At 36.7% G+C, this 14,127-nt stretch carries 12 protein-coding genes; 6 read left to right on the top strand and 6 right to left on the bottom strand.

Annotated features, from left to right (window positions below; all coding sequences use genetic code 11):
- Positions 1-82 precede the first annotated feature (82 nt).
- The 4 genes from pbpC to BST92_RS07105 all read right to left on the bottom strand — a co-directional run bounded on the left by pbpC (position 83) and on the right by BST92_RS07105 (position 6,310).
- Positions 83-2,422, bottom strand: a complete 2,340-nt coding sequence (gene pbpC, locus BST92_RS07090; protein WP_105070815.1) for a penicillin-binding protein 1C — start codon at positions 2,420-2,422, stop codon at positions 83-85.
- Between the two features lie 240 nt (positions 2,423-2,662).
- Positions 2,663-3,436 carry an NAD(P)H-binding protein gene (locus tag BST92_RS07095; protein ID WP_105070816.1) on the bottom strand — a complete coding sequence of 258 codons (774 nt, stop codon included), beginning with the start codon at positions 3,434-3,436 and terminating at the stop codon, positions 2,663-2,665.
- Positions 3,429-5,834, bottom strand: coding sequence for a M28 family peptidase (locus BST92_RS07100; RefSeq protein ID WP_105070817.1), 2,406 nt, complete (start codon positions 5,832-5,834; stop codon positions 3,429-3,431). Before BST92_RS07100 ends, BST92_RS07095 begins: the two co-directional genes overlap by 8 nt.
- A 119-nt stretch (positions 5,835-5,953) precedes the next feature.
- Positions 5,954-6,310, bottom strand: a complete 357-nt coding sequence (locus BST92_RS07105; RefSeq protein WP_105070818.1) for a hypothetical protein — start codon at positions 6,308-6,310, stop codon at positions 5,954-5,956.
- Positions 6,311-6,481: 171 nt separating this feature from the next.
- On the opposite strand from BST92_RS07105, the gene hemH reads away from it, so the two are divergent.
- From hemH to BST92_RS07130, 5 genes are all read left to right on the top strand, one after another.
- Positions 6,482-7,513: a ferrochelatase gene (hemH, locus tag BST92_RS07110; protein WP_105070819.1), complete on the top strand. Its 1,032-nt coding sequence runs from the start codon at positions 6,482-6,484 to the stop codon at positions 7,511-7,513.
- A 108-nt stretch (positions 7,514-7,621) separates the two neighbouring features.
- A complete protein-coding gene (locus tag BST92_RS07115) occupies positions 7,622-8,974 on the top strand; it encodes an MATE family efflux transporter (RefSeq protein WP_105070820.1) in 1,353 nt (450 codons plus the stop codon).
- A 79-nt stretch (positions 8,975-9,053) separates the two neighbouring features.
- Positions 9,054-10,412 carry a hypothetical protein gene (locus tag BST92_RS07120; RefSeq protein ID WP_146105121.1) on the top strand — a complete coding sequence of 453 codons (1,359 nt, stop codon included), beginning with the start codon at positions 9,054-9,056 and terminating at the stop codon, positions 10,410-10,412.
- Positions 10,413-10,516: 104 nt separating this feature from the next.
- Entirely contained in the window at positions 10,517-10,990 is a 474-nt protein-coding gene (locus BST92_RS07125) for an acyl-CoA thioesterase (RefSeq protein ID WP_105070822.1), read from the top strand.
- A 116-nt stretch (positions 10,991-11,106) separates the two neighbouring features.
- Positions 11,107-11,529, top strand: coding sequence for a hypothetical protein (locus tag BST92_RS07130; RefSeq protein WP_105070823.1), 423 nt, complete (start codon positions 11,107-11,109; stop codon positions 11,527-11,529).
- Here BST92_RS07130 and BST92_RS07135 read toward each other — a convergent pair.
- Together BST92_RS07135 and BST92_RS07140 are read right to left on the bottom strand one after the other, a co-directional pair.
- Positions 11,526-12,422: a DMT family transporter gene (locus tag BST92_RS07135; protein ID WP_105070824.1), complete on the bottom strand. Its 897-nt coding sequence runs from the start codon at positions 12,420-12,422 to the stop codon at positions 11,526-11,528. The genes BST92_RS07130 and BST92_RS07135 overlap by 4 nt on opposite strands.
- Positions 12,422-12,775, bottom strand: a complete 354-nt coding sequence (locus BST92_RS07140) for an arsenate reductase family protein (protein WP_105070825.1) — start codon at positions 12,773-12,775, stop codon at positions 12,422-12,424. Before BST92_RS07140 ends, BST92_RS07135 begins: the two co-directional genes overlap by 1 nt.
- Positions 12,776-12,952: 177 nt before the next feature.
- Here BST92_RS07140 and BST92_RS07145 point away from each other — a divergent pair, with 177 nt between their 5' ends.
- On the top strand, positions 12,953-14,101 hold the full coding sequence (locus BST92_RS07145) for a trans-sulfuration enzyme family protein (protein ID WP_105072216.1): 1,149 nt from the start codon (positions 12,953-12,955) through the stop codon (positions 14,099-14,101).
- Positions 14,102-14,127: the final 26 nt, after the last annotated feature.

A 14,127-nucleotide genomic window follows, 5' to 3' on the forward strand; every position in this document is an offset into this window, starting at 1 on the left:
TTGATTAGTGTAATAGCCCTAACTTTATTTCATTCCGATTGTTATTATACCTGAATATAATTAACAAAAATTTAACACGAAGTTACTTAAATCTCAAACTCAACTTCACATCATTGCCATCCTCATCAACTGCGGTAATGACATGTAAGCCAGCACTGGCACTTAGCGCTATTTCATGAAATTCTTTTGTACTGGTGATGTAGTCTTCATCGAGATACCAATAGACTGTCGTATTAGGAATTTTGTGGGCTAGTTCAAAAACCGTTTCATTCACTTTACCTTCTACATTTTTAGTGAGTGTAATGGTAGTTCGAGCATTAGGCCTTATAAAAGTCATGGCTTTTTCTACAGGTGATTCACAATCTGCTCGATAGGGTGGAAGTGGTTCATAATCGGGATATGTTCTACGGTAGTACCAGGCCATTACTGGTGGTAGGGTGAAATAAGATTTTGCAACCATGTTAGAAACTGGTTCACAGTCTGCATTTACCTGATAGGATTGTGCAGCGTCTAGCTGTATTATTTTGTGATAGGGACAAGAGTCATAGCGTTCTCCTACGGCTGGAATCCATTGTTTCTCGATCTCACATTCAGGTGTGGCGAGATAACCTGATTTTTTACAGATATCTATTTCAACCATATCATCATACGGTGGTGCAAACCATTCTTGTTGAGGTAGTCTATTGAACAAATCAAAAAGCACTGGTGCAGCACTTTTGATTCCAGTCATTTCAGCGCGTCCTTCACCATCGGCATTTCCAGTCCATACGCCTATGACATATCGTGGTGTGACGCCTATCGCCCAGGCATCTCGATTTCCATAGCTGGTTCCTGTTTTCCATGCCATATTATGGTTGGGATTAAAAAAGTGCCATATCTCCTCACCTTCGGGTCGGTTGACATTTTTCATAGCCTCAAAAGTGTGGTAAATACTTCCTGCACCATAGATATGAGGTGTTGTTTTTAAGTCCGCTTTCGCGAAAGCGTCTCCATCATCAGCCACATAGTGTAAACCATCCATGACGTTGTGATTATACTCACTACTCGTTTGAGTGTAGTCTTTTAAAATAGTAGCCATAGATAGATAAGCACGACTCATGTCCCATAAACTGCTTTCGCCACCACCTATAATCAAGCTCAATCCATAAGTTCCCGCACCACGATTGATGTGTGATTGACCTAAATCTTGCAATTTGTCATAGAATCGAGTAACACCATGATCGCGTAGCATGCGCACAGCAGGTACATTGAGTGATCGCGATAAGGCTTGTGAAGCCGGAACGGCACCACTGTAAGTCTTATCAAAATTTTGCGTGTTATAACCATTGATAACCGTAGGGATATCTTTTATTAAGCTATGTGGAAGTAGCTCACCATTATCGAGCATGGTCGCATATAAAAACGGTTTGAGGACACTACCAGTACTACGTGGAGCGGTAATAATGTCCACGTCTTTCTGGTGTTCTCTGGTAGTAGGAGCATTTCCCACATAAGCAGATACCGATTGGTTTTCAATGTCCAGAACTAACATGGCGAGGTTGTTAATACCGTTTTGCTTCAGGATATGATGATGATTTTGTACGATGCGATTGACCGTTTCTTGCATTTGATAATCAATTGTGGTTCTGATTTTTTGAGTGCCGTATTGCTTATTTGCTCTATTCAATAAATGTGGAGCCAGTTGCGGTACTCTAAAATCTCGAGTAGGAACAGATTCTGATATGGCGAGTTCATAATCCATATCATCTATAATTTTTTCTTGCTTTAATTTTAGCAGTAACGCATCCCTTTTTTCTCTAAGTTTACTTTCTCGTTTACCAGGATAAATTAATCCAGGAGCATTGGGCAATACTGCTAACGTAGCACTTTCTGCCCAACTGAGCTCGTGTGGTTTTCTTCCAAAATACCGCCACGACGCCATATCGAGTCCTATCACATTACCACCATAAGGTGCATGAGAAGCGTAGAGTTCTAAAATTTCTTCCTTGGAAAGTCTCAACTCTAGCCTTGTCGCCCAAATAAGTTCTATGAATTTCTCATAGTATTTTCGATCCTGTTTTCGCGCAAGCCGAATCACCTGCTGGGTAATGGTACTACCACCGCGAACTACTTTGCCAGCGCTTATATTTTCTTTAAAGGCTTTGGCTATAGAGACCGGATTAAATCCAGGATGACTATAAAAATGAGCGTCTTCAAACTGCAACAAGCATTTTTTATATTTATAGGGAACGCTATCTACCGCAGGAAATCGCCACTGGTCATCTCGAGCAATATGTGCATCAAGCAAACGACCATCCCTACTTTCTATAACCGTCGAGTACGGAACATCAAATAATTGCTCTGGCAAACAGAAGGCATACCAAACGAGCAGTATGAAAGTGATGCTTAATTTGATTTTATGTTTGAACAAGAATTTTTTCACTGTTGAAAGCTAAGGAATAGTTTGATAAATAAGTTGATCGCTCTTTATCAATTTGAAATTGTCATTCTGAATTTATTTCAGAATCTGCCCGTGATCGAAATCGATGATGGTTTTATCAAAATATTTGTAAAGTTTCCGTTCCCCAGCCATAAAGAGTGCGGAAACCGATAGCTTTAATACTTTTTAACCTGTCATTGCGAGTAGCGACAGCAACGAAGCAATCTGCAATTGATGGAAAGCCTAACGGTATAAGGACTCAATCCTTTTCCCAACCGACTTCTTACTTTCATCAAAATCAGGTGATTCGATATCAAATTCTAGGGCTTTTTGACAATAGTAAGTTTTTCTAGATTCATGTGGTTCGCTAATTGCGTGAACTATAGAAGTTTTTAATTCTTGAGTTATGAGCTTCTTTACTATATCAATTACATGTTGTCTATGAACAAGGTTTATGGGTGCAGCTGGATTTGAAACGCCCTTACGACCAGCGAGCATTTTTATAGGATGCCTATCGTCGCCTATTAAACCACATGGTCTTAAAATAGTCGTGTTGGCAAAGAAGTCTTGAACTAGCAACTCTGCTGCATAGATTTTTTTGCCATTACTACTCGTGCTGTTAGGTCTGCTGTTTTCATCATAAACTGGAATGTCTTGCACATCTTCAAAGACAGAAGTGCTCGACACAAAAATGACCTGTTCAACAGTTGCCGTATTTACAAATGTCATGAGCAATTTCATGCGCTGGGCAAAATCACTTTCTGGATTTTTACGCAATCCAGGTGGAATGTTGATGAATAGCACATCTATATTTCTTAGAAAATCGGCCACATCACCGTAGAGTTTATCTTCTTTTAAATCAAGGATATAACCATCTATTTCAACTTCTTTTAAGTTGGCTAGTTTATCTTTATGACGTACGGTTCCTTTTACGGGAAATCCTTCTAAAACAAGTTGTTTTCCTAACTCTAGACCGAGCCATCCACAAGCTAAGATACCGATTGTTTTCTTATTCATTTGACGGTATTGAATCGGTTACTATGGTAGGTCTATTAAGTGTTACATAGCGTTTTCTTAAAATAGCATCGTTAAGAACAAACGGCATACTCATTTGCTCTAATGGTCTAGGTTTTACATCTAGCGCCTTGGTTTTAAGTAAGTCAAATGACGCTGCATAGAACTGAAATTCAGGCTCGACATCAGCTTTAAAAGTAAGTTCTAGTTCTAGTGGTTCATTGTTAGTCACATAGTAGCTCAACATACGATTTCCCCATCGGTTGGGTAGCGCTTTTTTAGAGACTTTGGCCTTATAAACTTCTCTACCGTTTACTTTTCCGTCTTCAAATACATAAGTCGTATCGCAAAACACTTCTAGACGCTGGATGACAGATTCACTGTAGATTTTCATTTTTACTGTTCTTAAATCTGCGTGTAAACTATCAATTAATGTTTCTACCATTACAGGAGCTAATTCTTTATAAGGAGCTGTTGCTGCATAGCTGAAACCGGTTCCGTATTTTGAATCGATGGTGTTTTTATTAAGCTCGCTGGCTGCTGCTGGCGATTCTCCCAGTTTTGCTTTGGTCCAGTCTGTCAGGACTTCGTCGTATGTGGCCCATTGTGCGGTCTGGTCGTCTTGGTTTTGTATGTAGACTAGACTAGTTGATTGTGGTTGTGATGGTGTAAATTCCGCTTTCGCGAAAGCGTATCCCACACAAACTAACGTTGCTATCAATCCTATGAAGGATAGTAGGTCTTTCCTGCGATAATGCCCAATAATAGGAATCAATAAACCTATCAATAGTGTGGTGAGAATAGCGGCTACAAATAAAATCCCCATACCTAGTGCCACTGGAAATGCTTTTACAAAAGGTGTGAAAATGAACAAGGCAGGTAACGCGAGAATAACGAGTAAAATGTAACTAGGTCTGCGCTGGTTGATATTGAGCCATACCATAAGCAATCCTGCTATGAGCGGTACTAGAAAGAATCCGGCACCTGGTAAAAATACACCTGGTATTAAACCACCATCACCTACAGGGAATGCAATTAATAAACAAACCAGCCATAAAATAAATAATGGTGCGATACTTAAACTTGCTACATTATCCTTCTTATAATATTTATGATACAAAAAGAAACACAAGGTTGCTGCTGTCATTGCTGCTGCTGCGATAAGCCAGTAACCGTTGTAAGGAAAGCCATGTTGCTGATCGACATAAAAAGTACCACTTTTAATTCCTACCCAACCATAGTTACTTAATAAATAGCCTATGATCAAACTACCTAAAAACGGGACAAATCCTGCCATGATCTGACCAAAAGAAATGCGTCTTTTTTTAATACCATAAACAATGAGTACTACTAATAATAGACCGCTACCTATAATTAAAAATGGTAACCATTTAAATGGGAAACTTACCATTTTAATGATGGGCATAGGGAAATAAACGTAGTCATCACCTTCAGGAACTTTGAGCTCATCACTAAGGTCGATGTTTGATAAATGATTCATCAAAGGCATTAAATAGGCACCTTGATGAGCTAGCGTATTACGATCTAAGCGCTCATAATTATCTAATTCTGTATGGTAGTCATAATGATCACCTATAAAGGCAAAATTAAGTCCGTTGATATCGCCGTCTTTTCTAAAAACGGTGAGGTCAGTATCATTAGGAATCATTTTATAGATACTATAGGCGAGCGAATTTGCAACTGGATATTCTACTCCAGCAGCAGAGAATTCCTCGATAATTTTGCGATTTCCACCATTAGTTTCTACAAGCATATAACTAGGTCCACCGCTGCCGCGAGCTTCAAAATTTAGAACCATCGCAACATCTTGTGCCCATGGATGTTCATTCACAAAAAGTTCTGCACCGTTAAGGCCTAGTTCTTCGGCATCAGTGATACAGATTATAATGTCATTAATAGGTTGTTTATTTTGAGCAAGAAACGTGCGCACTCCTTCTAAAATGGTAGAGACACCACTAGCAGCATCGCTGGCACCTTTACTAGAATGTGGATCACTGTCATAATGACTTAAGACTAATAGGGCTTTGCTATTTTCTTGAGAACCTTTAATACGTGCTAGAATATTTTCTGGATTTGCTAGGTTTCCCCATGGATCCATGGTGTAGCCTTTTTGGGTAGTAACTTGCAATCCCATTGCTTGCAGTTGAGTAACAATATAGTCTCTTACATCATCATGGGCTGCACTACCAACATGGTGAGGCTGTACTGATATGGCTTTAACATGTTCTAGCGCTCTTGCCGTAGACCACTCAGTAGCTGGTAAATTATCCTCTACTGCTGCAGATGGTGTCTGACTATAGAATACATACCATATAATAGCAATAATTGTTAGAAACGATAATGCTGATGATAAATGGGATTTAGGTTTGAAGGATCTCATTTTTTATAATTTGGTGGTTTGTTGTATCTCACACTTTAAAAAGATAATGGATAAAGATACTTATATGGTTTTCAATTGAATAATCGCTGATACTTACTTAATGACGATGGTATAAAAAATCAAGTCTCTCTTTTCACAATTAAAAAGGTGTCATCATCCATAGGTAAGTAACCTTGATCATAAACAAAGTAATACACTGTACCTTTCTTTGTGGTGTAAATACTAGTAAATAAGGTGAAGTCAAAACCGTTTGCTAGTAACTTGTTGCGTGTAGTTTTAGTCTTGTCTTTAGGGTTAAGTTCACTGAGAATCCGCCAGTTTTTACGCAATCTATTGTTAATATTGCGCATAAGTGCATTACTGTCTCTGTTGAGTTTATTGTTTGCCACGTTACGGCAATAATCACTACAAAAGCGCTTGTCTGCACGACCTCTTATCTCTTCATCGCATTCAGGACATTTTCTTTGAGATGTCATAAAAATGGTTTTGTTAAAGGTACTAAATGTTTACAAATGGATAGTATGAGGTAGTTTTATAAGCTTGCAAACAGAGTTACTATCAATATCCTTTATTTTATTATTATAATTAGGTAATTATCTAACAGGTTTAACGACTATAAAACTTCTATTTTTGCACAAAGCAGTACTATGAAAAAAGGAGTTTTAATGGTAAATCTGGGATCGCCAGATAGTCCTAACCCTAAAGACGTTAAAAAATATCTAGACGAGTTCTTAATGGATGAACGTGTTATAGATCTACCATTTATTTTAAGAGCCATACTAGTTAAAGGAATTATCTTAAATACACGACCTAAAAAAAGTGCTGAGGCTTATGGTAAAATCTGGTGGGATGAAGGAAGTCCTTTAATTGTGCTATCAGAAAGGTTACAAGAAAAAATAGACGAGTTTACTAGTGTGCCTATTGCTTTAGGTATGCGCTATGGATCTATGTCTATAGAAAAAGGTCTGAAAGAGTTAAATGATAAAGGTGTGGATGAGGTTTTGATAATTCCATTATATCCTCAATTTGCTATGGCCACCACAGAAACTATATTGGTACTTGCCGAGGAATTGCGTCAACAACAATTTCCTCATATGTCTTTTACGACTATGCCACCTTTTTATAATCACCCAGATTATATAAGAGTACTGTCTGAATCTATCAAAGAGTCATTAGAAGGAAAGGATTATGAGCATTTATTGTTCTCATATCACGGTGTTCCTAAAAGACATATCAGAAAAAGCGACATTACAAAAAGCCATTGTAAAATGGATGGTAAATGTTGTTCAACTCCTTCACCAGCTCATCAATATTGTTATAGCCATCAATGTAAAGAAGTCACTCGATTAGTAGGTGAGTATCTAGGAATGGAGGATGGAACATATTCTACTAGTTTTCAATCGAGGTTAGGTTTTGATCCATGGTTAACACCTTATACAGACCGAACTATTGAAAAAATGGGTCTGGGCGGAACTAAAAAAATGGCTATTGTAACTCCAGCTTTTGTAAGTGATTGTCTTGAAACATTAGAAGAAATTGCTATGGAAGGTGAGGAGATTTTTCACGAGGTAAATGGAGAACAATTTCACGTTATCCCATGTTTGAACACGAGAGAAGATTGGGTTAAAGTTTTATCGCGATGGATTGATGAATGGGCGATGAGTGAAGCGATTGTGTAGGTATTTAATCTCGCTTTCGCGAAAGCGTGTCTTACATATTAATTGAAAAATTATTAAAAAAAGACCTTTAAAAATAAAGGTCTTTTTTTTGCCATACATTTACCCAATATGAATTCTAATCAACCTACAAAATCTCAAATATTAGGGACAGATTCTATACCAGCATTACTTATCCGTCAAGCTTTACCAGCTTCAATAGGTATTCTAGTGATGTCGTTAAACATATTAGTAGATACCATATTTGTAGGTAACTGGATAGGTTCTATCGCAATTGCTGCTATAAATGTGGTCTTGCCTGTTTCCTTTTTTATAGCAGCATTAGGAATGGCTATAGGTATAGGTGGTTCAAGTATTATATCTAGAGCTTTAGGGGCAAATAATTATGAGAAAGCGCGCAAGGTATTTGGCAATCAGATAGCGATTACTCAAGTTATTACTATTCTTTGTGTTGTGTTTGGGTTATGGTTTATGGATTCTTTAGTGTTTTCTTTTGGAGGTAAAGGAGCGATTTTTGAGCCAGCAAAAATTTACTATCGCATTGTACTATACGGCGTTCCTGTTTTAGCCTTGTGCATGATGGGTAATACGGTTATACGTGCCGAAGGTGCTCCTACACATGCAATGATTGCTATGTTGATACCTTCAGTGGGTAATTTACTATTAGATTATATACTTATCAATCAACTGGGTATGGGAATGGAAGGTGCTGCATGGGCAACGACGATAAGTTATGGGTTGTGCTTTGCTTATGTTGCATGGTTCTTTATTTCAGGTAAAAGTGAATTAGTAGGTAAATTAAAAGACCTTTTACCAGACTGGTATATATTAAAAGAAATAGGTGGACTGGGCTTTGTGACTTTGTCTAGACAAGCCATGAGTAGTGTTCTATATCTTATTTTAAATAATGTATTGTTTGAATTAGGTGGAGAAGAGAGTGTTTCAGTATTTGGGATCATTGGCAGGATGATGATGTTTGCATTGTTTCCTGTAATGGGTATAACACAAGGTTTCTTACCTATTGCAGGTTATAATTATGGAGCTCAAAAATGGGAACGTGTTCGAGAAGTGATTTTTACATCTATTAAATTTGCTTGTGGTTTAGGAGTACTCATATTTTTAGGTCTTTTCTTCTTTACGCGTGAAATCGCTGGTATTTTTACAGACAATACTGTGGTCATTGAGGAAACCTCGTTTGCACTGAAATTAGTGTTTATAGCGGTACCTATAATTTCTATTCAACTTATAGGAGCAGCATATTATCAGGCAATAGGGAAAGTGATTCCTGCATTACTACTTACACTGTTGCGCATGGGCTTTATTTTAATTCCGTTGATTTTAATTTTGCCTAATATCTATGGAGAATTAGGAGTTTGGATTAGTTTTCCAATTGCAGATATTCTATCCACTATTATCACAGCATGGTATTTATGGGTTGCAATGAAAAAGCTTAAGAACTCATAAAGTTGCAGATTGTTAGTTATTTACGCTTTTGGTCGATGAATTGTGAATAATTATATTAATTGATGTTAAAAACTACATATTGTCAATTATTCTTACTTTTTTTGCTCAAAATAATTTCCCTATGTTAAGAGCCTTATTTTGCCTACTAATGACTTCTGCCTTAAGCTTTGCACAAGTCGGAATTCAAACTAATGATCCACAGGCAGCTTTAGATATTGCTTCTTCAGATGCTGGTCTACTAGTGCCTAGAGTTGAATTAATAGATACCACGGATATTACAACAGTTACAAATCCAGATGGTAGTTCTTTAGTAAAATCTACTTTAGTTTATAACACGATAACTAGAAATGATGTGCTGCCGGCATTTTATTATTGGAATGGTGTCAACAAATGGTTAAGATTATTAGTAGCAGATGATAATGAGGATATCTGGAAAGCAAATCCAGCAAATGGACGTGTAGAAATAGATAAATTAAGTGATGGTGTCACCGACCGTCCTAATAATAATGTATACATCACAGATGAAAGCCAATTGATTATTGATCAGGTAACGACAAATAACGATAATGGTGGTTCTCGTAAAATACAAGTGTATAACGGTGATATAGCAAATTACTCAAATATTGATAATGGTGCTGCCTTTGGATACTTAGGGCATAAGTCTCGTGGTAGCATAAGCACGCCTACAACGGTACAGCCAAGTGATGCAGTAACAGCTTATTATTCATTGCCGCATAATGGTACAGGTTATGTTTTATCATCTTACTTTTTACAAGGTGTAGATCCATCTTGGGATGGTGTAGATTCACGAATTCCTGGTTACTTTTCCTGGCATACTACATCTCCAGGTATAGAAGGTGAGAAAATGAGACTTACTTCAAATGGTTTATTAGGTGTTAATACTTCTTCTCCTTCAGAAGTATTAGAGGTTCATGGTAATGCAGGAAACAATTGGGATGGAGATTTTGACGTTTACAGTTATAGTACAAATATTTCGTCATTTCATGTACGTAGTGCAAGTGGTAGCCGCTATGCACCTGGTAGTATGAATGGAAAGTCAAATGCAAATATCTATAACATGGAAGCCCAAGGCTATAATGGTAGTAATTATATAACCGCTAGTGCAATAAGATTAGGAGTTACCGCAACAGCAAATGTAACTGCTAGTGCCATGCCAGGAAGAATGGACTTTTTAACTACTGAAAGAGGTACCAATTCTTTGCGTAATAGAATGACCATTGATGATAATGGTAACATAGGGATCAACACGACAGCTGCTCTTACAGAAAAATTAGAGGTGAATGGTACCATTAAAGCTACGGATATAAACTTCACAGGATTACCTGTGTTTGCTAGTGATGCAGATGCTTCTGCAAATGCTTCCTTAGAAGTAGGATCTGTTTACATTGTAGGGAATACTTTGAAAATTAAAATGTAAAAGTTTTAATATTCGCTTTCGCGGAAGCGAAACGATTAAAGTTTCTTTAAACTTGTTTTTTGCTATGCGTGCATACAATATCTTTACTTTAAATAAAGATAGCAATGTATACTAAAGAATTTGACGTGCGCTGGAGTGATCTAGACGCAAATAGACATATGGCAAATAGTGCTTACCAAAACTTTATGAGTCATACACGTATGGCATTTCTAATAGATAATGATTTTGGACAGCGAGAAATGGCTCAGTATGAAACTGGACCTGTAATCTTCAATGAAAATATATTCTATTTTAAAGAAATTCATCAAGGGAAGCCTATCACTGTTAGTTGTGAAGTAACAGGTATGAGCGAGGATGGCAGTCTTTTCAGTTTTAGACACAACTTTTATGATTATAAAGGGCGTAATGTAGCGCGTGGTCTAATGACTGGTGCATGGATGAACTTGAGAGAGCGTAAAATCACCTCACTGCATCCAGAATTACATGAGAAGATTAAAAACTTTCCCATGGCAGCAGATTTTAAGGTACTCAGTAAATTAGATACAAGAGCACACGGAGAATTCCCTCAAGATCGATAATGCTATAGGACTCACAACAGTAGGTAAGTAATATTGAATTTAAAGCAGATGGTCGATTTTAAATAATTATTTTTTAAGTTAAATCCTTAGAGAACAATTATTTATTATCTTTAAGTATGAATTCAATTAGAGAATCTGTTTTCTATCCAGAGGTATTAAAGGAAATAAATATGCATTATGGCAATTTTTATTTCTTTGATGGTTTTATTGTCTCTGAGGTGTTCAAAAATGTAGTTTTTGGATGGGAAGAGGCTAAACCTATCATTAATGCAGCAACATCCTTTTATAATACAGATGGTAGCAAGTTGGTTTATATCTCAAATAGAATTAATAAATACTCTGTTAAACCAGTAGACTGGTTTCACTTTGCAAATTATTCTTTTAAATTGTTGGGGTATGGCGTAGTCAATTATACTGATCCAGGCTTAATAAATTCAAAGTTAGAATCCTTATTTGTTAAATCTAAGTTTAAGTCTTTCACAAATTTAATGGATGCCTTACAATGGGCTGCCGCATTAAAGAACACGATAAGAAGTTAACCGGCTTTTTTAGGTATACTGGTTATAAAAACTCCAGTAAAAATAAGTCCGCCTGCAATAAGTTTGTATAAAGTAATTTGATCCTTATCTAACCCTATTGCTATAAGTGTTGCGAGTAATGGTTGTAAATAAACAAAAACTGCAACGACACTAGGTTTAAGCGTTCTTATCGCTATAATATTAAGCATATAAGTGCCAAAAGTAGCAAAAAGTACTACATAGCCTATGTACCACAAAGTATCTGTATTTGCGGTGCCAAAGTCAAACGCTAGCCCTTCCATAATACCAAAAGGTGTAATAAATAACACGCCAAACAAGTACAACCACTTCATTAAGGTAAAAACATGATAGCGTGTGGTCAGTTTTTTTGCTAGAATGATGTAAAAAGAATATGAAACTGCGTTAATAAAAACCAAGAAATTACCTAATGCTGGATCTGTGGCATTTTCACTACTACCGTTATTTGATAAGAATATCAATAATGCCGCACCGCTAAAACCTATTAAAATTCCTAAAATACGACTTGCATACAATCGCTCTTTCAAAAAAATGGCGCTTAATACTAATACTATTATAGGAGTAGTTACCATAAGTACAGATGCACTTATAGGAGAGGTGAGAGATAAACCTTTCATAAAAGTCACCATGTTAAAACCTACTCCACAAAATGCTGCTAGAGCTAGTAATGGCAGTTCTTTTATAGGCACTTTTTCTTTAGGACCTACAAAGGTCGCAATTAACCAGAATATAGCGCACGTGACGAGAACCCTATACCAGGCAAGACCAAATGGTCCCACAAACTCTGGTGTAACTTCTTTTGCTGCCGTAAAATTATAAGCATAAAATAAAGCTACTAAAAAGCCACAAATGATGGCGACCGTTCTTTTGCTCATTATGAAATAGCTTCTTTAGCTGCGGCAATCACTTTTTTAGAATTACCAATAAATGCCTGATCAGTATAAATAAGAATAGGTCGTTTTATAAAAGTATAATGATCTAACAATAATTCTTTATAATCGTTTTCTGTGAGTTCTTTTTCATGCAAGCCGCGACCACGATAAAGCTGTGCACGTCTATTAAATAAAGCTTCATAAGAACCAGCTTGATCTTTTAAAAACTCTATTTGCTCCAGTGTGATCGGTTTCTCTTTTGTGTTCTGTAGCTCTACTGTTTCTGGTAGATTAAGTTCACTTTTAATACGTTGACAAGTGTTACAGCTGTCTAAATAGATAAATAGATTTTTCATATCACAAAATTACGATAGCTTTTTTGATAAGGAATATCTTTAGACTTATAATTAGCAGCTTTGTTTCGCTTTCGCGAAAGCGTATTCAAATAATCATCCATATTTTAAATAAACATGTGGATAAATATTTTAATTATCGCATCACAGGTTTATCTTTATTTAATGGAAAAGAAGCAATTGAATTTTAATACTAAGGCTATTCATGGTGGTCAAGAAAATATAGATCCAGCATATAACTCAGTAATGCCACCTATTTATCAAACCACCACATTTAAACAAAGCACACCACACGGGCATAAAGGCTTTGAATACTCACGTAGTGGTAATCCTACACGTGATGCTTTAGAAAAGTCTATGGCTAGTCTTGAGAATGGTGCTTATGGAATTGCATTCGGTTCTGGTCTAGCTGCTATTGATGCCGTACTTAAGTTGTTGAAGTCTGGTGATGAGGTGATTTCTACCAGCGATTTATATGGTGGTTCTTATCGCTTATTTACGCAGATTTTTCAAGATTTCGGTATTAAATTTCACTTTGTAGGAATGGAAAATGCGGGAAATATTGAGAACCTCATCAATGAGAATACAAAACTTATTTGGGTAGAAACGCCTACTAACCCTATGATGAATATTATTGATATAGAGGCAGTCTCAAAAATTTCTAAAAAGCATCAATTACTTCTAGCAGTAGATAATACGTTTGCTACTCCTTATTTGCAGCGACCTTTAGATTTAGGAGCAGATATTGTCATGCATAGTGCAACTAAATATTTAGGTGGTCATAGTGATGTCGTTATGGGCTCTTTAGTAGTTAAGGATGAAAATCTAGCTAACAGATTATACTTTATTCAAAATGCTAGTGGAGCAGTTCCAGGACCACAGGATTGTTTTTTAGTATTGAGAGGAATTAAGACGCTACATGTGCGCATGCAACGGCATTGTGAGAATGGTAAAGCTGTAGCTCATGCCTTAAGAAATAATGAATTAGTAGGTAAGGTATATTGGCCTGGTTTTGAAGACCACCCCAATCATGATATTGCGACTAGACAAATGAGTGATTACGGTGGTATGGTTTCATTTACTACAAAGGCAGGTACTCTCGAGAGCGCGGTTAGAGTAGTAGAAAATTTAAAAGTATTCACTCTAGGAGAATCTTTAGGTGGAGTAGAGTCTCTTGCAGGTCATCCAGCAAGTATGACCCATGCTAGTATACCTAAAATTGATCGTGAGAAAACGGGTGTGGTAGATTCATTAATCCGGTTAAGTATAGGTATTGAAGATGTTGATGACCTAATTGAAGATTTAAAACAAGCACTCGCTTCATCTTAAAAACCATTTATATAAAAAAAGGCAAC

Source organism: Nonlabens arenilitoris, from assembly GCF_002954765.1.
In the GTDB taxonomy this organism is placed as follows: Bacteria; Bacteroidota; Bacteroidia; order Flavobacteriales; family Flavobacteriaceae; genus Nonlabens; species Nonlabens arenilitoris.